At 52.8% G+C, this 20105-nt stretch carries 17 protein-coding genes; 1 reads left to right on the top strand and 16 read right to left on the bottom strand.

Features of this window, described 5'->3' with window-relative positions; all coding sequences use genetic code 11:
* Positions 1-21: 21 nt before the first annotated feature.
* Positions 22-1704, bottom strand: coding sequence for a ribonuclease J (locus LPA02S_RS03030; RefSeq protein ID WP_054650929.1), 1683 nt, complete (start codon positions 1702-1704; stop codon positions 22-24).
* A 287-nt stretch (positions 1705-1991) separates the two neighbouring features.
* The gene (rpsO, locus tag LPA02S_RS03025) at positions 1992-2261 is read right to left on the bottom strand and encodes a 30S ribosomal protein S15 (protein ID WP_054650927.1); all 270 of its coding nucleotides are present in this window, start codon (positions 2259-2261) and stop codon (positions 1992-1994) included.
* 239 nt (positions 2262-2500) lie between these two features.
* Between rpsO and rpsT the strand changes: the two genes are divergently transcribed.
* Complete coding sequence (gene rpsT / locus LPA02S_RS03020) at positions 2501-2755, top strand: 30S ribosomal protein S20 (protein ID WP_054650925.1); 255 nt, start codon at positions 2501-2503, stop codon at positions 2753-2755.
* Between the two features lie 88 nt (positions 2756-2843).
* On the opposite strand, the gene holA is transcribed toward rpsT, so the two are convergent.
* The 14 genes from holA to LPA02S_RS02950 all read right to left on the bottom strand — a co-directional run bounded on the left by holA (position 2844) and on the right by LPA02S_RS02950 (position 19718).
* Positions 2844-3884 (bottom strand): DNA polymerase III subunit delta, encoded by a 1041-nt coding sequence (gene holA, locus LPA02S_RS03015; RefSeq protein WP_056956974.1) that lies wholly within the window; start codon positions 3882-3884, stop codon positions 2844-2846.
* A 48-nt stretch (positions 3885-3932) separates the two neighbouring features.
* Positions 3933-5915, bottom strand: a complete 1983-nt coding sequence (locus LPA02S_RS03010) for a ComEC/Rec2 family competence protein (RefSeq protein ID WP_156470980.1) — start codon at positions 5913-5915, stop codon at positions 3933-3935.
* A gap of 176 nt (positions 5916-6091) precedes the next feature.
* Positions 6092-6775 carry a helix-hairpin-helix domain-containing protein gene (locus LPA02S_RS03005; RefSeq protein WP_082607930.1) on the bottom strand — a complete coding sequence of 228 codons (684 nt, stop codon included), beginning with the start codon at positions 6773-6775 and terminating at the stop codon, positions 6092-6094.
* Between the two features lie 192 nt (positions 6776-6967).
* On the bottom strand, positions 6968-8026 hold the full coding sequence (locus tag LPA02S_RS03000) for a SepM family pheromone-processing serine protease (protein ID WP_056956976.1): 1059 nt from the start codon (positions 8024-8026) through the stop codon (positions 6968-6970).
* Positions 8023-8520 carry a pantetheine-phosphate adenylyltransferase gene (gene coaD / locus LPA02S_RS02995; protein WP_054650907.1) on the bottom strand — a complete coding sequence of 166 codons (498 nt, stop codon included), beginning with the start codon at positions 8518-8520 and terminating at the stop codon, positions 8023-8025. Before coaD ends, LPA02S_RS03000 begins: the two co-directional genes overlap by 4 nt.
* Positions 8517-9077 (bottom strand): 16S rRNA (guanine(966)-N(2))-methyltransferase RsmD, encoded by a 561-nt coding sequence (gene rsmD / locus LPA02S_RS02990; protein WP_054650905.1) that lies wholly within the window; start codon positions 9075-9077, stop codon positions 8517-8519. The genes coaD and rsmD overlap by 4 nt, the downstream gene beginning before the upstream one ends.
* Entirely contained in the window at positions 9064-9390 is a 327-nt protein-coding gene (locus LPA02S_RS02985) for a YlbG family protein (protein ID WP_082607932.1), read from the bottom strand. Before LPA02S_RS02985 ends, rsmD begins: the two co-directional genes overlap by 14 nt.
* Positions 9391-9416: 26 nt before the next feature.
* A complete protein-coding gene (locus LPA02S_RS02980) occupies positions 9417-12845 on the bottom strand; it encodes a pyruvate carboxylase (RefSeq protein ID WP_054650903.1) in 3429 nt (1142 codons plus the stop codon).
* Between the two features lie 54 nt (positions 12846-12899).
* Positions 12900-14108, bottom strand: a complete 1209-nt coding sequence (locus tag LPA02S_RS02975; protein ID WP_054650901.1) for an FtsW/RodA/SpoVE family cell cycle protein — start codon at positions 14106-14108, stop codon at positions 12900-12902.
* 123 nt (positions 14109-14231) lie between these two features.
* Positions 14232-15092, bottom strand: a complete 861-nt coding sequence (locus tag LPA02S_RS02970; protein WP_056956977.1) for a MetQ/NlpA family ABC transporter substrate-binding protein — start codon at positions 15090-15092, stop codon at positions 14232-14234.
* Positions 15093-15530: 438 nt separating this feature from the next.
* Positions 15531-17375 (bottom strand): translational GTPase TypA, encoded by a 1845-nt coding sequence (typA, locus tag LPA02S_RS02965; protein ID WP_056956978.1) that lies wholly within the window; start codon positions 17373-17375, stop codon positions 15531-15533.
* A 165-nt stretch (positions 17376-17540) separates the two neighbouring features.
* A complete protein-coding gene (locus LPA02S_RS02960; RefSeq protein ID WP_056956979.1) occupies positions 17541-17834 on the bottom strand; it encodes a UPF0223 family protein in 294 nt (97 codons plus the stop codon).
* A 3-nt stretch (positions 17835-17837) separates the two neighbouring features.
* Positions 17838-18755 carry a Rossmann-fold NAD(P)-binding domain-containing protein gene (locus tag LPA02S_RS02955; protein ID WP_054651798.1) on the bottom strand — a complete coding sequence of 306 codons (918 nt, stop codon included), beginning with the start codon at positions 18753-18755 and terminating at the stop codon, positions 17838-17840.
* 243 nt (positions 18756-18998) lie between these two features.
* Positions 18999-19718: a hypothetical protein gene (locus LPA02S_RS02950; RefSeq protein ID WP_054651800.1), complete on the bottom strand. Its 720-nt coding sequence runs from the start codon at positions 19716-19718 to the stop codon at positions 18999-19001.
* Positions 19719-20105 lie beyond the last annotated feature (387 nt).

Genomic DNA, 20105 nt, shown 5'->3' with positions numbered 1-20105 from the left:
ATTCACTCCTTCACGACAAGGTTATTGCCGCTTGGCGCTGTTCTGGTTCACTTCCATGATGACCGGCAAAATAACCGGCCGACGCTTAGTCTGGTCAAAGAGGTACCGGGAAAGCTTGTCCCGCACGTCCTGCTTCAGGTCGCCCCAATCAAACTTCTTGTCATCCAAGTTGTGTTGAATCGTGTCTTTGACAATTTGTCCACATTCGGCCAATAAATCTTTGCTGGTCTTAATGTACACAAAGCCCCGACTTTGAATCTTAGGCCGGGCAACGACGCGCTTTTTGCGCCGATCAATCGTCACTACGGCAATCAAGATGCCATCTTCAGACAACATTTTCCGGTCGCGGAGCACAATATTGCCAATATCGCCCACACCAATACCATCAATCATGGTGTTACCAGCGGGTACAGTACCGGAAATGTTCATCTTACCCTTGTCGTAACTAATAATGTCGCCGACTTTGGGAATAAAGATGTTCTCAAACGGTACCCCAATTTCGTGGAGCGCTTCCGCGTGTGCCGATAGGTTACGGTACTCGCCCTGAACCGGAATTAAGTTCTCGGCGTGCATGATATTTTGCATCAACTGCAAGTCAGTCCGCGTACCGTGGCCCGAAACGTGGAACTTGTCCGTAACGGTCTTCACGTCGCCGCCTGCACGGTAAATCGAGTCCTTGGTCCGAGCAACCGCGGTTTCCATTGCGTGTGACGGAGTAGTCACGATGTACACCAAATCGCCCTCGTTAATGTGTACGAGGCGGTGGCGTGACGTAGCCATCCGGTCCAAAGACTTGAGCGGTTCGCCCATCTTGCCGGTTTCCAGCACAACGGTCTCTTCTGGCTTGAGCTGCTTCAATTCCTTCGTTGTTGCCAGAATTTCGCCGTTGGGTAAGTGCAGGTAGTCCATCTTGATGGCCGTCTGCACAATCTTCTGGACGTCCCGGCCAGTCAGTACCACACGCCGGTTAGTTGCGGCTGCTGCGTTGAGCACTTGCTGAATCCGCATAATGTTGCTGGCAACGGCGGCGACAATAATTCGCCCCTCGTGGTACTTGAAGTCCTCAGCAATGGTGTCCGCAATCTCACGCTCGCTGGCAATCTGGTATGGTGACTCAGCGTTAGCCGAATCGGATAACAAAGCTAGCACCCGTTTACTCCCGATTTGCGCCAAACGCTGGTAATCCGTTTGGTACATGGGGGCTGCACTTTGGTCAAACTTAAAGTCGCCCGTGTAGACCACTTGGCCTTCAGGTGTGTCGATATCAATCCCCAAAGAGCCCGGGATGGAGTGGGTTGTCTTAAAGAAGCTAACGGACACATCACCAAAATCAATCACCGACTTATCGTCAATGACGTGGTAATCCTTGAACTTCTTTGTCCGCGGGTGCTGGCCCATGAAAATCTGGGCGATGGCAATGGTCAATTCACTACCAAAGACGGGCACCTGGTGCTCGGACAGGAAATACGGCAACGCCCCCACTGCATCGGCATGACCGTGCGTGAGGAAGATACCTGCCACTTTGTCAATATTATCTTCCAAATACGTCAAGTCGGGAATGACGATGTCAATCCCCAACAAATCATTATCCGGGTATTTCAACCCAAAATCGCATACAAAAATTTGGTCGTCTACTTCGACGGCGTACATGTTCTTACCATTCTCACGTACACCCCCGAGTGCGACTACGTTAATCTTAGTCATTACTTCACCTCAGAGATTTTTCTAGGCTACCGGTATGGTAACCAATCCGTACACAAAAGCACTTATTGCCAGTCTACCACATCTCAATGTAAATAAATAATGGGCCAGACCATACTTGCTACGGATTAGTGGTAGTGACGGCCACAGACAGGGACTAGTGCCACACGTACGACGCGGTTAAACAACAATCATCCGTGCCGCGTGACATTAGTCACCCTCACCGCAAAAATTCGCGACCCACAAAAAAAGCCGCGACCCAAGGCCGTGACTTTTTAATGAAACAAATTTTAGTGACGCAGACCCAAGCTCTTGATCAGCTCGCGGTAACGAACAACGTCCTTGTTCCGCAGGTAAGCCAACAGGTTACGACGTTGACCAATCTTCTTCAACAGACCAACGTATGAGTGGTGGTCCTTCTTGTGTACGGACAAGTGGTCGTTCAAGGCCAGGATGTCAGCCGTCAATACGGCAATCTGCACTTCTGGTGAACCAGTGTCACCATCGTGACGTGCATACTGCTTAATAATTTCGTTCTTACGAGTTTGTGAAATAGCCATCGTTATTTCCACCTTTACTTAATGTTATTGCCACTAACTGAGTAGGACGCCGGTGGGCCGCCGAACCAAGTTAGGGTTCGCAATACAGCTGTTAATTCTACCCAACCCCCACCCGATTTGCAAGTTTTTACGGAATTAACGTGTAAACGTTGCAACCTTGACGGCTTTTGGGTATAATTTATTCCTGTTGAAACTAGGAGTTTGCAACTAACCAAATATAGCACCCGGAGGTGAATCAAATGCCACAGATTAAGTCCGCAAAGAAGCGCGTCATTACTCAAGAAAGTGCACGTCAGCGTAACGCAGCTCAGCGTAGCGCCCTTCGTACCACGATCAAGAAGTTTAAGACGGCTAAGGCTACCGGCGCCGATGACAGTCAGGAACTGTTCCAGGCTGCTACCCGGGCCATCGACATGGCTAAGAGCAAGGGCCTCATCCACGCTAACAAAGCAGCGCGTGACAAGTCCCGTCTTGCAGCTATTAACAACAAGTAATCAATACTTACTTAAAAAAAGGCGTCGCCCAATTGACTTGGGCGGCGCTTTTTTTCGTTACATCCCAGTGGCGTAAGGTCCGAAATAATTACTGCCGTGCATACCGTTTACCGTTGCCAGCAAATTGTAGCACGAATAATTCAAACCCTAGCTCCTTGTCAACCGTCCCCCGCTTCATGGCCGTCTCGGTCCTGACCAGCATATCATAAGCCGTAGTCAAGTCATCGTGGTCGAGTTGGCGGACCGACCGCCATGCGAGCTTAACACGATACGGGTGTACTTTCAGCGCATCCGCCGCTGCCCCCTGAGTGTACCCACGACTATTAAAAATCTGCACCTGAATTAGTAAACGAAATTGCGATTCCAACAGACTAATGAGTCTCAACGGCTCTTCCTGCTGCTGCAGTAGCTCACGGTATTGGCGTAGCGCTGAGGCCACATTACGTTGCATCACCGCACTCACCATGTCAAAGACACTGTCCGTTAGCTGTCGCGGAACCAACTGTTCCACGGCGTCAGCATCCACCGACCCCGTATTGTGGGCGTACATACTGAGTTTAGGCAAAGCCGCGACCATGGCTGAATAATCCGATTGCGTCCGGGCAATCAGAGCATCCAGGCCACCGTCCGTGATGCTGACCTGCTGTTGCGCCAAATCCGCACGAATCGTGCGCCGGGCGTCCGCCTCACTTAACGGCTTGGTTTCAACTAACGTGGCCGCCTTTTTGAGGGCTTTCACCACCCGTTTACGTGCATCTAACTTCGGGTAAGGCGCCATAAACACCAGCACCGTAGTGGTTGCGGGCTGTTGTAAGTAATCTACTAGATCGTTAATCGCAGATTCCTGTTTGGTCACGCTCCCACTGCCCGTTAAAAAGTCTGGATTATCCAACACAATCTCACGGTAATCACCGAAAAAGGGCAGCTCATCCACTTCGTTCATAATGGTGTCTAGGTCCGTCTCACGTAAGTCGTAACGTGAATAATTCATTGTCTGTTGATCTGCTGGCACAATTGCGCGTAACGCCGCTAAGGCTCGCTGATTAAGGGCCGTCTCGGTCCCCGTCACTAGGTACACCGGGCCCACCTGGCCAGAACTAATACTTTGCGTTAGTTTATCTACGTTCATTTATTCCTCACCGTATCCGTGTTAATTGCACTGCCACTCACTAACAATTTAATGCAGAAACGTGTGCACGCTGTGACTTTGCCCCGACGAGTCAACCCAAATCATCCCCGTTTGGCTCGTGACCAAAAACGGTATGCCTAGATTGTTAAAAGTGGCGACCGTCTCCGCATGGGGATGGCCGTATCGATTATTCACTCCTGCTGATGCCAACCCCAACTGCGGGTGTATGGCAGCAATAAACGCGGGGTTTGACGAAGTTTTAGAGCCATGGTGCCCCACCTTCAAAAAATCGACCGCTAAATTTTGCGGTTGTAGTTGCTCGGTTTCAACCTGTTGGTCAGCATCGCCCGTTAGCAACCAATTGCTATCACCAATCTTACCATAGAGTACCACCGAGTTACTGTTGGTATCTTCCGTCTCGTGGTTGGGCGCCACCACGTCTAACCGTAACGGTCCCACTTTCAATCGGCTGCCAGCCATAACTGTCCGTATGCGCGGCCGGCCAGCAACCTGTGCGCCAGTAATGAGTTTAGCCCCAGCTGCAGTCGGGGTAGTCACTATTTGCCGTACAGCGATGCCTTTGGTAATCACCGCGGCATCCCCCACGTGGTCAGCATCAGGATGGGTTAACACCAACATGTCCAGGTGGGTAATCCCCCGGGCCGCCAAATAATTCAGCGTGACCCGCTTTGCCGGTGGGCTACTAGTCTCCCCAAACGCGCGCCCGCCAGTATCAATCAGGACCGTAGCTTGTTTCCACGGAGCCTCAATCAGAATCGAATCGCCCTGCCCCACATCAATAATCGTCACCCGCCATTGTGGATGGATATTCACCCACATGTACATAATGAGCGTGACTAATATCGGTGTAAGCCAGCGGCGCCGGACGACGGCCCGTAAAATCAACCACAATAGCATTAGACCTGCCACCCAAGGTAAGGCAGCAAAATGCCAGTACCCCGGCAACTGACCTAACCAAATTAGTCCAGATTCAAATCTAGTCAACATCACGTTGCACGCCGGCCACAACGGGCATCCCGGCCAACACACGGCCACAATCAATACTGGCATGAGCACACGTTCAAAGACGGGCATCAAAACGCAGTTAAAGGCGAAAGTTAACGGGTGTACCCCGTACATTGCCACCAGTAGTGGTGGCATACTTACTCCGGCCATCGTTAACGCACTCCGCCAGCGGCCACGCATTGGTTGCACAACTAAAAAGAAGGTCAATAGATAAGTGAGTTGTCCACCGAGCGTCGTTAGTACACGTGGCTGCCACAATAAGTTGACCGCTAACACCGCGCAAAAAACATCCAACGTTGTTAAGTGCCACGACCACCGATCATTCAGCACCTGCAAGAAGCGCATCCAGACGGACCGCACAATCCCCGCACCGGGCGGAATAATGACCAGTAGCGTTGGTAACAATACTAGCAGACTCCAATCAACCCACTCGCGGGGAACGCGCAACCGGTCGGTCAACCAATACAACATGCCGACCAAGGCAAAGATGTGTAACCCGGAGACGGAAAAAAGGTGGATAATGCCTAACCGGCTGAAAACATCACGCATATCTGTCATCTGACCGTCCATCAAGCCCAGTATCAACGCGCGGGCATAAGTGTTCATCTTATTGGGTAGCCGATCCATACGCATTAATAGCCGGTTACGGACGCCATACAACCAGTCCACCACGCTCTTACTGTTCCGAACAGCCACCCGTAATTTCTGGCCGGGAAACCGGTAAGCCTGGTGGTACTGTGCCCACGCAAAGTCACGATAATCAAACTCGTACAAGTTACGGGGCCCGGTAATTCGTTCGGCCGGCTCCGAGCAGGTTACGGTGAGTGGGCGCGTGGCATTGTCAATTTTGCGCCCAGCCTCATCGTCTACCGTGCCCCCACCAGTGACGTATATCCCATTACTACTTTGCCCGCTAAAGTTATAGTAATGATCGCTGCCAGCCCGCCAACTAGTGGGCTGGACAACAATCACACCATTCGGAACCGTGGGATTACGTGTCCTCATGGCTTCGACACCGCCGCTCACTAATCCAAGAACACAACCTAATACGAGCCACCGCCAGCCTAAACGCCACCCCCGCCAAACGGCTACTAACAAAATAATGACGCCTAGCCAGAGCGGTCCCAGCCACAATAACTGGCAACCAATTAGTGGAACCACTACCACCACCGCCCGCTGATTCAAGGTGCACTCCCCACCATCAAGTGTGGTTCTAGGTCGGCAAAAATTTTGTCACCAATTCCGCTAATGTCCTTTAATTCATCAACGGATTTGAACCCACCATGTTGGTCACGGTAGTCAATAATATCCTGCGCCCGCTTGGGACCCACTCCGGAAATCGTTTGTAAATCGGCCAAAGTAGCGGCGTTGAGGTCAATTTGTTTGCCCACCGCATCAGCGTTAGTGGAACCGCCATTTCCGCTACCACTCACAACCGCAACGTCGCCAGTGGTACTAACCGCCTGTTCACCCTTGGCGGGAATACTTAGATTTTCTTGGTCACGGGCATAGCGCGCGAGGTTGACCTGACGTGAATCCGCGTCGTCCGTCAACCCACCCGCTGCCTGAACCACGTCGGCCCACCGGGTAGTCGTCCGCACGTGGTACAACCCGGGGTGGCGGACAGCACCCGAAATGTACACGTATCCTGCTGAACCAGTACTAGTACTGGCCGGGGTTGATATACCGCTACTTGAATGATTACTCGAAGTGGTGGTCAAACTCACAGAAGCCTGTACCGGTTTGGCGGCCTGTGTGTGACCAACCAGTTGCGCCCAAGCCCAGACGCCGAAAACCAAGATGGCTAATACACCCATCGCCGCGTACTGCCAATAATCACGTAGTAGTTGCCAAATTTTGCCCATGCTGTGCCCCCCTTGCATTAACATTTCGCAAGGAGCATGGGTTTGACTACACGGCGGGCCAAATTAATCTAACATTTTGACCAGGCCCCTACACAGACTACCCGTCACCGTACTGCGCACTACTGCAATAAAAAAGTCGCTCCCAACTGCTCCACGTCACAGTGGCTAAACAAGCTGGGGACGACCACAAAGTTATTTATGTGTGCGCAAGTAACTGATGGCCTGTTGGAGGCTCCGCACGGGTACTATTCGCATCTTGGTACCAATTTTTTTAGCGGCCCGGCGTGCCACCACGTAATTGTTAACGTAATGTGGATCCTCACGCAGCATGGCTCGCGTCGCGGGAACATCCGGCGCAAAGAAAATGGTTGCACCAGCCTTAGCGGCAGCTGACACCTTTTTATCGATGCCACCAATCGCTCCCACTTTGCCCTGCTCGTCTATCGTGCCGGTTCCCGCCACGATGCGCCCATTCCTTAAGTTATCACCGGTCACCTGCTGGTAGGTTTCCAAAGCAAAGATTAGGCCGGCGCTGGGCCCACCAATATCACCCGCATCAATGCGCACGTGGGGGGTACTCGTCACCGCGGTACGGTCGGTTAGGGTAATACCAATTCCCGCCCGGTGAGTTTGCGTTAACCGCACCAGTTTAACCGTCACGTTATGCTGCCGTCCACGGTGTGTGTAGGTTACTCGCACGCGCTCACCCACTTTGAGCCGGGCAATTGCCGCCGTGTAGCCGGATGCCCGCTGGTATTGTTGACCATTAATTTTGGTGATGACGTCGCCTGGACGCACGTGACCCTTCAACGGGGAGTTCCGTAATAATGACATTACGTAAATCCCTCGGGAATGTACCTTCACTGGCCGCCGCGCTGCACGCATTGCGGCCACAACCGCTGCGTTGGCGGCGCTCTTGATGTAGTAGCGTTGCAGGGCGTTATACTCAGCCGTCGTTGCATTGCCCATCAAGTCGGACTTGCTGTCAACCTCAGCAAAAGGTTGCCAGTGAGCCCACAGTAATATAGCGGGTGTAGCCGGGCCAATGATCGAGACGGTCATTAACCGGTAGCTGCCGGGTTGCCGGTCTTTTTTCCCCGCAACGTGGACGAACTTACTCGTGACGCTGGCTGACCCTGGGACCTCAACGTACTTACCCGTAGGCACAAATAAAAAGGCGGCCACCACCAGAGTGATAACCACCAGGGTTGTAATGAGTGTGCGTCGACGTCCATTACGCTTTTTCGTCACTGCACACTCCCCCCTAACTTGTCCCGCAAGGCCGCCGCAACGTTTGCGGGTACCATGGTGCTCACATCCCCACCAAACGACGCGACCTCCTTAATAATAGAGGAGGAAATGGCGGCGTAATCCGCTTTGGCGGGTAACAATACCGTTTGAATATCCGGGGCCAAGCGGGCATTGACGGCCGCAATGTCGTTCTCATAGCTAAAATCCTGTACGTTCCGTAACCCCCGCACGATGAACTGTGCGTGGAGCTGGCGGGCAAAGTCAACCGTCAGAGCCGCCGGTTGAGCGACCACACTCACGTTGGCTAATTGTGCGACGGCCGTCTGAATCAACGCGGTCTTTTCGTCCGCACTAAACAGTGGGCGCTTACTAGTATTAGTCATGACGGCGACCACCACCCGGTCAAACATTGTGCTCGCGCGCCGTACGGTATCCAAATGCCCGTTGGTAAACGGGTCAAAACTACCAGGGAAAATGGCCACTTTGTCCGTCATGCATCCTCAGTCCTTTCCAAGACCAAAACCTGAGCGACTTTGTAGGTCTGTAACCGGTGAATACGGTACCCGGCTATTTGCTCGGGGTACTGCACGTCCGTCCCCGTTTCCACCGCCACGGTGGCTCCAGGAACTAACAAATTCAGCTCAACAAAGCTAGCTAGTTCGGCCAACACCCGTTGCTGGGCGTACGGTGGGTCCATCATCACCAAGTCGAATTGGCGGTGATCGGCACTCAGCGCGGCACACGCTGCCTGAACGGAACGCTTCACCACCGTAAACCGGTCCTGCGCGTTAAGCAGGGCGACGTTTTGTTTAATCGTTTTGACGGCCTGGTAAGCCGAGTCGACCAAAGTGGCGTGAGCCATCCCCCGAGAAACGGCCTCAATCCCCAGGCCGCCCGTGCCAGCGTACAGGTCAAGGGCCTGACCGCCGTCAAAGTAGGGCCCAATCATATTGAAGATTGATTCCTTGACTTTGTCAGCAGTGGGCCGCGTCGTATCACCCGGCACCATGTTCAACCGCCGGCCGCGAAACTCGCCACTAACGACCCTCATGCTGTGTCTCCTCTTCGTATCCGTGCTCATTCGGGGGGAACTCGTCCTCGTACCGACGGGCATTGGGATCACCAAGCTCGCCACTAAAAGTCAAGTCCAATTCTGGTCGGTGCGAGACCTCGGCATCCTTCACAAACCGTAAGTGCTTCAGCTTGTCGACCGTTGCTTCGGCCTCGTTACCATCGACGTACAACAGGGCGTACTTTAATTTTTTAGTGGTGTACATCACCGTCCCGTAACGACGCAATTGTCGCACTTGACGCATTGAGTACAACCATACGGCAACACCCTGCCGATCCTTCACTGTCAACATAAAATCATTCCTCTAAAAATTCATCGTTATTGTGCCTGCAGTTTTGCTAATAACTGCCCCGAGGCAACCGTGTCACCACCGTTAACGTACACGTGACTGACCGTACCGTCAACTTGGGCGTGCACCACCGTTTCCATCTTCATGGCCTCCGAGACGAAGAGTTCATCACCAGCTGACACCTGGTCGCCAGCATGAACCTTCACCTCGAGAATGCGGCCACCCATTGGCGCCGCAACTTGGTGGTCATCTGCAGGATCAGCAAACTGCACGCTACCCGCAGTATGACCAACGGAATCATCCCGCACCATAATTTGCCGTTTCTGACCGTTCACCGTAAAGTATAGCATCCGCTGTCCGGCTGCGTCGGGATCACCAACAGTGTCTAGCCGCACCACGTAGGTACGCCCGGGTGCAACCGTGACGGCAGTTTGCTGACCCACGTGGAGTCCTTGGAAGAACACCGGTGTGTCCAGAGCGGTTACGGGGCCAAATTCATCCTGACGGTGACGATAATCCGCGTACACATCCGGATACAAAATTGCGCTCAGAATTTGTTGCTGCGTGGGGTGTGCCACCCCATCCTGCTGTAACTGCTGTGCCACCGCGTCAAAGTCAACCGGTGGCAACACCTCGCCCGGACGCTGTGCCAGTGGCTGTTCGCCGTGGAGCACAATCCGTTGCAGGTCCTTGGGGAAGCCAAATGGCGGCTGACCCAACTCACCACGGAAGAAGGATACCACGGACTCAGGAAAGTCGATGTGTTCGCCATCCCGTATCACGTCGGCCGGCGTCAGACCCTGCTGCAACATAAACAGTGCCATGTCACCCACAACTTTGGAACTAGGGGTCACCTTAATGAGGTCGCCGAACATATCGTTGACCTGTTCGTACATATCCATCACGGTGTTGAAGTCGTCAATCCCCATGCTCTTCGCCTGCTGCTGCAGGTTCGAGTATTGCCCACCAGGCATCTCGACCTGGTACACGCGGGTCAACGGACCACTAACATGGTTCGCAAAGTTGTTGTAGTACGGCCGCACATCCCTAAAGTAATCGTCGATGAGCTCAGCGTCTTTGATGTTCAAATCTGGCTGGCGGTCATTACCGGCCAACGCGTAGTACAGACTCTCCATGCTGGGCTGGCTGGTCGTTCCCGCTACCGCTGACTGAGCAACATCAACCACGTCCACCCCGGCCTTAGCAGCGGCCACATAAGTTGCCACCCCGTTGCCGGTAGTGTCATGGGTGTGTAGGTGAATCGGCAGGTCCACCGCGTCTTTGAGTGCACTCACCAACACGTTAGCGGCTCCGGGCGTGAGTAGCGCCGCCATGTCCTTCACGGCGATGATATCGGCCCCGGTGTTCGCCAATTCTTTGGCCAAATCAACGTAGTACTTCAAATCATACTGAGGGTGCACCGAGCTCAAAATATCGCCAGTGTAGCAGATGGTCGCTTCGGCAATTTTGCCCGTATCCTTGACGGCCTCAATGCTTGGCTGTAATTGTGGGAGCCAGTTTAAGCTGTCAAAGATACGGAAGACGTCGATACCAGTTTTAGCGGCTTCAGCAATGAACCCCTTGATAACGTTATCCGGGTAGTTTTTGTAACCCACCGCGTTACTGCCACGGAACAGCATCTGTAGTAACGTGTGCGGTAACGCCTTACGCAACGCCGCCAAACGGGCCCACGGATCCTCATCCAGGAAGCGGTAGGCAACATCGAAGGTCGCCCCACCCCACATTTCGGCCGAAAACAGGTTGGGGAGTGCCCGACCATAGTCTGGAGCCACCCGCAGCATGTCCGCCGTTCGCATCCGCGTCGCAAACAATGACTGGTGCGCATCACGGAAAGAAGTGTCGGTCATCAAAAGTCGCGGTTCATCACGCAGCCACTTGGCGACGGCACCCGCACCCTGGTCATGCAGCATTGCCACCAGGTCCGGTTGACTGGCCGACTGCTCGTCAACGTGTGCCCGGTACTGTAGCTTAGCGTAGTTGTGCTGGGGCTTGTGTTCCTGCCCAGGGAAGCCGTTAACCGTAATTTTACCGACATAACTCAACACTTGGTTAGAGACATGCCGGGGAGTATCAAAGTCGAACAACTCGGGCGACTCATCGATAAAATTGGTGGTTGCGCTCCCGCTTGTAAACGTCGGGTGCGTGATTACCTGCTCCAAAAACGGTAAGTTCGTCTTTACGCCAATAATTTTGAATTCGCGCAATACGCGCAGCATCTTGGCGCAGGCACTCTTGAAGTTGTACCCTGCTACGCTTACTTTTACCAGTAAGGAATCAAAGTAGGGCGTGATTTCAGCCCCCGCATACGCGTTACCACCATCTAGCCGCACGCCTAACCCACCCGGAGACCGGTAGGTGAGAATCGTACCGGTATCGGGCATGAAGCCGTTTTGTGCATCCTCAGTAGTGATTCGGCATTGAATCGCCGCACCGCGGAACGTCAGCTGATCCTGTTGGGGCCAACCAACATCGGTGAAAAGGTCCGCCCCTGCGGCCACCTGCAGCTGTGCCTGGACAATGTCCAAACCCGTAATGGCCTCGGTGACGGTGTGTTCAACCTGGATGCGCGGATTAACTTCAATGAAATAAAACTTATCGCCTTCCACCAGGAACTCAATGGTACCGGCATTTTCGTAGTGCATCGCGGCCATAAAGTGAGCCGCAGCCGCACAAATACGGTTGCGTAAGTCCTGTGGCAAACCAACAGCCGGCGCAATTTCAACAACTTTCTGGTTACGCCGCTGCACGGAACAATCCCGTTCAAACAGGTGTAGTAAATGACCGTGGCTATCACCCACAACCTGAACTTCAATATGTTTGGCGTTCTGGAGGTACCGTTCAACGTACATCCGATCGTCACCAAAACTAGTGCGCGCCTCGGAAGCCGCTACCGGGTAGACCTTGCTCAATTCATCATCGGAATGGACAATGCGCATTCCCTTACCGCCACCACCGCTAGCAGACTTCAGCATCAGCGGGAAGCCGTGTTTATCCGCAAACGCCTGGATTTCGGCAAAGTCGTGGGTCGGTTCGGGCGTACCAGGGATGACCGTGAGACCGTGCGCAACTGCTGCGGCTTTCGCCGCAACTTTGTCACCAAAAGTCTCCAGTAATGCGGTTTGCGGACCCACAAACGTTAATCCTGCCGCCCGGACTTTGCGGGCAAACTCGGCGTTCTCGCTCAGCAACCCGTAACCGGGATGAATGGCATCGGCACCGGACTGTTGAGCAATACGAATAATATCATCCATGTCCAAGTAGGCGGCGACGGCTTCACGCCCCTCTCCTACCTGGTAACTCTCGTCGGCCTTGAACCGGTGCAAGGACAGGCTATCCTCCGCAGCGTATATGCCCACGGTGCGTAACCCCAGTTCTTCACACGCACGGAAAATGCGAATGGCAATTTCCCCGCGGTTGGCCACCAACACCTTTTGCATCGTCGTTCCTCCTCAAAATATGTACGTGTTACCCACCAAGGGGCAACACAGTGACTACTTCACATCTAACCGCCCGTCAGCGCCAATTCCGGCTGCCCGATCGCGGCGCTCAGTCGCACTCACGTTCAGGACAATACCAATGGCCACCGACAGAATCATGAAACTGGAACCACCATAACTAACAAAGGGCAACGTCACACCCGTGATGGGCAGAACACCCAAAACACCACCCACGTTAAACGTGGTTTGAATGAACAACATCGTCGCAATCCCGTACATGAGCAACGCCTTGTACGTGGAATGCGCGCGAATCCCAACCAGCATGGTCCGCCAGACCAGGAAGAAAATCATGCCCACCACCACAATGCCGCCAAGAATACCCAGCTCTTCCGTGATGACTGACAGGATAAAATCGGTATACGGCTCAGGCAGGTACCCTAACTTGATGGTGCCGTTACCCAGGCCCACACCAAACAGGCCACCATGATTAATGGCGTACATCGAGTTGACCAGCTGTTTACCCTCAACTTTTTGCATGGCAAAGGGGTGCAGGACGGCGAGCAGCCGCCGCCCTTGGTAGTGACTCGACAGCAAACCCTGAAATTTGTTGACCAGCAGGTAATAACCACCACCCGCCAGTAGCCCGCCGACCGTCAAGAAGCCCAATCCCGTTTGCCACCTTAACCCACTAGCAAAAACCATGACGATAATGATTGACGCCAAAATAGCTGCCCCACCAGTATCTGGTTGTAAGAAAACGAGAATCAGGATAACAACCACCATGCCCAAAGGCGCGCGCAAAACCCGGGCCGAATCAATCAGTGACCGGGGGTTCAAGTTTACCTCCCGTCGCGTCAACATGTGTGCCAAATAGAGCACGATCAGTAACTTACCAATTTCTGACGGTTGAATGTTGATTGGACCAACAGGAATCCATGAACTCGCCCCGTTAATAGCAGTGGACGGGTTAACCCGCCCCTTAACGAGTAGGTACATGAGTAGGGCGATGGTAATCACCATCCCGCCACCTAGGAACCACGGTCGGCGGAGTACCCCTATTCGTAACATAAAGGTGACCGTGCAGAGTGCAAAGCCCACCAAGACAAACGCCATTTGTCGCCACATGTACGCAGTAGTACTGAGGTCGAACTGCATGTGAATATAATCACCGCTAGCAGAATACACCATGATGATACTGAATAAGCTCAGCACCACGTAGGGCGCCAGCACGTATAAATCTATGTAAGCACGTTTTGGACCCAAAACCTGGTCTCCTTTTTTAACCATAATATTAAACACAATTATAGCATACGTACCCACAGTCGGTAGCGCCGCCGCACTACCCCCAAAGCAACTCAACACGACTATTTGGCAACGACATTCCGGTTATTGTTGCAGATAGGACAAGGATTTGTTGACCTCAACCTTTGTGCCGTCAAACTTCTGTTTTATCCAGCGCTGAATGGCCGGCTCGTGGTACAACTTAACTAATTTTTTATAGGTAGCGTTGTCCTTTTGTGCTTTGGTTGTCGCCAAAATGTTGATGTTCTGCTTGGTCGAGGCGTTGGCCCGTTCGTGGTAGATTGAATCCTTCAGGACGTTCATCTTTGCCTCAAGCGCAATGGTGTTCGAAATCAACACGGCGTCAAAGTCGTCCAAATACCGCGCGGCTGAGTCCTCGTTGATTGCCTTGATGACGAGTTGTTTCGGGTTACTCGTGATATCCCGGACGGTGCCAAAGGTATTGAACCCCTTTTTCAGTTTGATTAACCCGGCCCGTTGCAACAACAATAGGTCCCGAGCACCATTAGCAGGATTGCTGGAAATTGCCACCGTCGCCCGCTGCGGTAACGACTTCACGTTGTGATATTTGTGTGAGTAGATTCCCACAGGCTCAAGGTAAGTCGTACCCAGTGCCGCCACCTTTTTCCCGTGGGTTTCCTGATTGTAGGCTTTGAAGTAGGCGTACGATTGGAATGCATTCACATCAATATCACCGTTGGCGGTCTCGTCATTCAGTTGCTTACCGATGCTAACTTCCTTAACGTCCAACTTGAGCCCCAATTTTTTGGCCTGAGGCGTGGTGGCAATATGTTTCCACGTTTGGTAATCAGAGCCAATACCACCTACCGTTACGGTGGTCAATTGACTGGCCTTACCGGAGTGACCTTGCCCGCACGCCGACAGGGTCACAACGCAACCTAGTGCTAACAAACACAATAGTCCCTTACGTATTTCTCTGAACATAATCAGTCCTCCTTATTTGTACCAGAATAACTTGAAGCGTAAAAAATCCCCCTGATGATTGCATCAATCATGCGATTATCAGGGGGACGAATTAAATTCGTGGTACCACCCACCATTTACGGCCGGAGCCGCCTCAACGGCACACCTAGACTGTGTACCCACAAAATATCGGTTGTATCCGGGTGGATCACTTACGCTGACCACCTGCTATTTGGGACCCATCTACCCGTCTTTGCCGTTACCCCGTCTCACCATCAAGGGTTCTCTGTTCAACGTACTAGTGACGGGCTCTGCCCCGCAAAGCGTTAAATTAATTTTATATATTAATTATATTAGGCTTTGATGTGGACGAGGTCAACCCTAACTGCATTGATCCTAAACAGCGTATACAAAAGGTCGCCCAGCCACAAGCCGGACGACCATTGCATTACTTATTTATTACTTGCTCGAAGCTGCCTTACGCCGCTTGTCAGCCTTTTGACGTTCACCCGTGTTCAGAATCTTCTTGCGGAGACGAACACTTTGTGGTGTAACTTCACAGTACTCATCATCGTTCAAGAATTCAATGGATTCTTCCAGAGACAAGTCCTTAGGCGTCTTGATGGCGGCGGCGTGGTCCTTCCCGGAAGCACGCGTGTTGGTCAGGTTCTTACCCTTAGTGACGTTAACGGCAATATCCGTGTCACGGGAGTTCTGGCCCACAATCATACCTTCGTAAACCTCGGTACCAGCCGGAATGAACAACTGCCCACGGTCTTCGACGGACTGCAGGGAGTACGTCGTTGCCGAACCGGCGTTGATGGAAACCAGGGCACCGTTTTGACGACCCGGGTTCCAGTTCTTGATGACCGGAGCGTACTTTTCAAAGGAGTGGTTCATGATACCGTAACCACCAGTGCTGGACAGGAATTCGGTCGAGTAACCGATCAAACCACGAGAAGGTACTAAGAAGACCATCCGTGTCTGACCATTACCTTCGTTTTCCATGTCCTTCATTTCACCCTTACGTTGAGCCATGGCATCAATAATGGCACCAGTGTACTGCTCTGGGGTGTCAATCTGTACGGATTCAAACGGTTCGGACAGTTCGCCGTCGATTTCACGGTAGATAACCTGTGGGCGACCCAACTGCAGTTCAAAGCCTTCGCGGCGCATGGACTCAACCAGGATAGACAGGTGCAGCTCACCACGACCAGAAACAACCCACTGACCTGAAGTATCCGTTGGCTCAACGCGCAGGGATACATCGGTCTGTAGCTGCTGGTTCAAACGGTCCTCAATCTTACGTGCCGTTACCTGGTCACCTTCGCGACCGGCAAATGGGCTGTCGTTAGCAGCAAAGATCATCTGCAGGGTTGGTTCGTCAATTCGCAGAATCGGCAATGCTTCTGGGTGCGCAGGATCCGTCACGGTTTCACCAACAAAGATGTCTTCCATACCGGAAACAGCAATCAAGTCCCCAGCTTTGGCTTCGTTGATCTCAATTCGCTTGAGACCGAAGAAACCAAACATCTTCGTCACGCGGAAGTTCTTAGTTGAACCGTCCTTCTTGATCAACGCAACCTGGTCACCGATCTTGATGGTACCACGGAACACGCGTCCAATACCGATACGACCAACGTAATCGTTGTAGTCCAGCATGGAAACTTGGAATTGAAGTGGTTCGTCGGAAGTGTCTTCTGGAGCAGGGATTGTCTTCACGATGGTGTCAAATACTGGCTTCATCGTGTGTTCCTGCGTAGCAACATCGGGGTCCAAACTGGACGTACCGTTGATGGCGGAGGTGTAAACAACCGGGAATTCAAGCTGACTTTCGTCGGCACCCAAGTCAATGAACAGTTCCAATACTTCATCGAGCACTTCGTCAGGACGAGCACCAGGACGGTCAATCTTGTTGATGACAACTACTGGTGTCAGGTGCTGTTCCAAAGCCTTCTTTAAAACGAAACGGGTCTGTGGCATCGTACCTTCAAAGGCATCGACAACCAGGAGCACCCCATCAACCATCTTCATGATACGTTCCACTTCACCACCGAAATCGGCGTGTCCTGGTGTATCCACGATGTTAATGGTAGTGTCGCCATATTTAACGGCAGTGTTCTTACTCAGGATGGTGATACCACGTTCCTTTTCGATGGGGTTAGTATCCATCGCGCGGTCCCCAATCTGGGTGTGCTCTGCCAAGGTATCGGATTGCTTCAACATTTCGTTAACCAACGTCGTCTTACCGTGGTCGACGTGGGCAATGATGGCAATGTTCCGAATATCATCACGTGTTTTCATGTTAACTTCCTTTCGCTTTTCGACCGTTGTGGCCTGCTTGCTCAGCCACTTAACGGCCACAGCATACAGCTAATAATTTTAGCACACCAGTCAAAACATTTCTATCTTTCTGAAATCATTTATTCATGGACGCGTGCACCACGATATTTTGGCGGCAAAGTGGCCTTATGATCGCCGCCGATCGACATGCAAACGGACGGTGTGACCGTCCGTCTGGCGAGCCGCTTGCACCGCGCGGTAGGTCGAATAATCGGCCACAGCCTCAAATTCACGGTCAATCCGCCGCTCCCCCGCCTTATCGGGCACCACTTTTTTAAACGCGTTGTATGCCGCCAACAGGTTGTCCCGGTTCACACCGTGTTCATATGCTTCTTCCACCATCTGTAGAAATGTAGTAACCGCAATTTTTTCGTCGGTCGTCCAATCCAGTTCCAGAGGGTATTCGTAATTTGCCTTCATTATTTAATCCTTACTTCCACTAATATTGTTTTCAATTGTTTTGATTTCGTCCCTAACGTGCCCGGTAATGGCCGCCCACGCTTCTTCTTCGGCCTGGGCACCTGCCACTCGCGGAAGCACCTGAGCATGGCGCTGTCCGACCACCGCCGGACGGGCTGACACATTCAGATCCTCGCCTGCATTCGTAATCAGGGTTAACGGGACGATGTCGGAGCCATCGCTAAGCAGTACCGCCACAATACGGGCCACCACGTCTGCAACGACCGCCGCGCCAATGCCCGCGACAAACTGTTGTAAGTCACGGTCCACTACCTGAATAAGGTTGGCGCTAACGTCGGTCGCATCATTTTGAACCATGCTGAGCAACGGCACCGTGGACACCGCCGCACGGCTCCAGAGCACCTGATAGTCGGATGCTGTTCCCACCACATCAACGGCCACGTTATCGACAGGTACGTTCAGCTCACGGGCAATCCGGTTCGCGGTATAAATGCTGTGTGCAGCCGTGCCTACACCCAGTACACGGTCGTTCGGCACACCAGAGAACCGTTGTGCAAAGTAGGTCATGAGGTCGTCACGGGTAGTGGCAACCAGAATGGAACCGTCAAACCCGCTGGCCATAGCCGCATTGAGGGCGTCGCGCAGGGGCCGCATATTCGCTTCCGTAACTGTATCGCCAGCATCGGCAGTGCTAACGCTGTCAAAGTCAGTAAACACCAGTAAATCGGCCGCGGCGACAACTTTGGGCGTCGCTTTACGCACAGAATTATGCCCCATACCGCCCAGAGCGACGAGGTCGTTGAACTGTTGCTCATCACTGTCATCTGGCACCGTCACGTCCAACCCATTATCTAAATGCATTAACCCGACAATGACTGCCGTGGTGGTAGTACTATGACCAAATACGACTACTGTTGGCATGTTAACACCCCTCCCCAAACGTTCATCAATAATTATACCTAAAAAATGGTCGTAACCGTTGCCCTAGGTGCGGTTAACATCGTCCTAGCCCCAATAAACCTACCGTTACCACCGGGTCGCTACCCATGATTAAATTCTTGTTACAAAGCAGGAAAGCACGCGTTTCCCGCACCCAACGCCCACGGCATAGAAAAAACCGCGTCCAAACGCGGTTTTTTAATTCATTATCGTTTTAACCGTACATCAGCTAGCCGTCCAAACCGGTTGGACAGGCCCCTGATTATACCGAAAGGCCGACTCCCGTCTAAAAAGAATCATCCTTCCGTTCAACCGCTGTACCAGCAGCCGGCCCCAGTCACTAATTGTGACCATTCCGGACCGGACACTTTCGGCCACCCAGCGATTAATGGTAATCATCGGCACCACAACCGTCCGCCGGAAGAACCCAATAACCCAGCCAAAGCCAATTAGCAGCAACTGCAAAGCTGCGTTCACCGGCAACAATTGCCGTACCGGAGCCGATTGAACTACAAGCACGTTGCCACCGTCCAGATGACGACCAATTGCGCGTGTTGTGCCCGCTACATCAGTCACCACAAACGGTAGCCGGTCACCGCGTTGTGTCAGTACCACGTCGCCGAGGACGACGTCATGTACCGCGACAACCCGTGGCAACCCTTCGCGCAGGACTACGACGGTCCGGACCCGACGTACAACCCGCTCAAAGCTCAGCCTGCTCACGAACAAACTCGTCAAAACCACCATCGTGGTCAGCCCACCTAGGCCCCAAAACCAGTCGGATAATCCCAGGCCACCGGCAACCACGGACAGCACACCCCAAAGGAGCACCATCAATGGTAACAGCCACGCCTGTCGTACCCACCCAGTATCCGGACGTAGGCCAGCTAGACGCGCACCGGTCACCTGACGACGGGTGAGACCAGTAATATTTAATTTCTGCATCACGCTTATGCCTCCTATTAATTAGGAAGACATAGCAAACAGCCGCTGCCGTCAACTCAGCCGATGTGACTGACGTCAGTTAACCAAACTCAATTGTTAGCGGCGGCACAACGCCACGTCTTCCGGGATCATCGTTATTAGCCGAATGACTAGGTTGATCAAGATTTGATGACATTATGCTCACCCCCTCATAACCGGTAGCGCACCCATCAAAAAACGTGCACTACTCCTTTTCCTACTAATTTATTGTACGCGCTCTGGGGGCGCGAGTCAATCATGCCAACAACTGCTCCACGTCCCATTATGAGTTGATTTCAGTCCGCCACAATGTGCGGGACGGCAGAGCGTCGGCCGGGCCGGTGAGCTGCGGCTTTCGTGGGGCGCTCC

The sequence above is a fragment of the Lacticaseibacillus pantheris DSM 15945 = JCM 12539 = NBRC 106106 genome (genome assembly GCF_001591865.1).
GTDB lineage: Bacteria > Bacillota > Bacilli > Lactobacillales > Lactobacillaceae > Lacticaseibacillus > Lacticaseibacillus pantheris.
The sequence above is the reverse complement of the archived record's forward strand: the minus strand, read 5'-3'. Positions and strand labels throughout refer to the sequence as shown.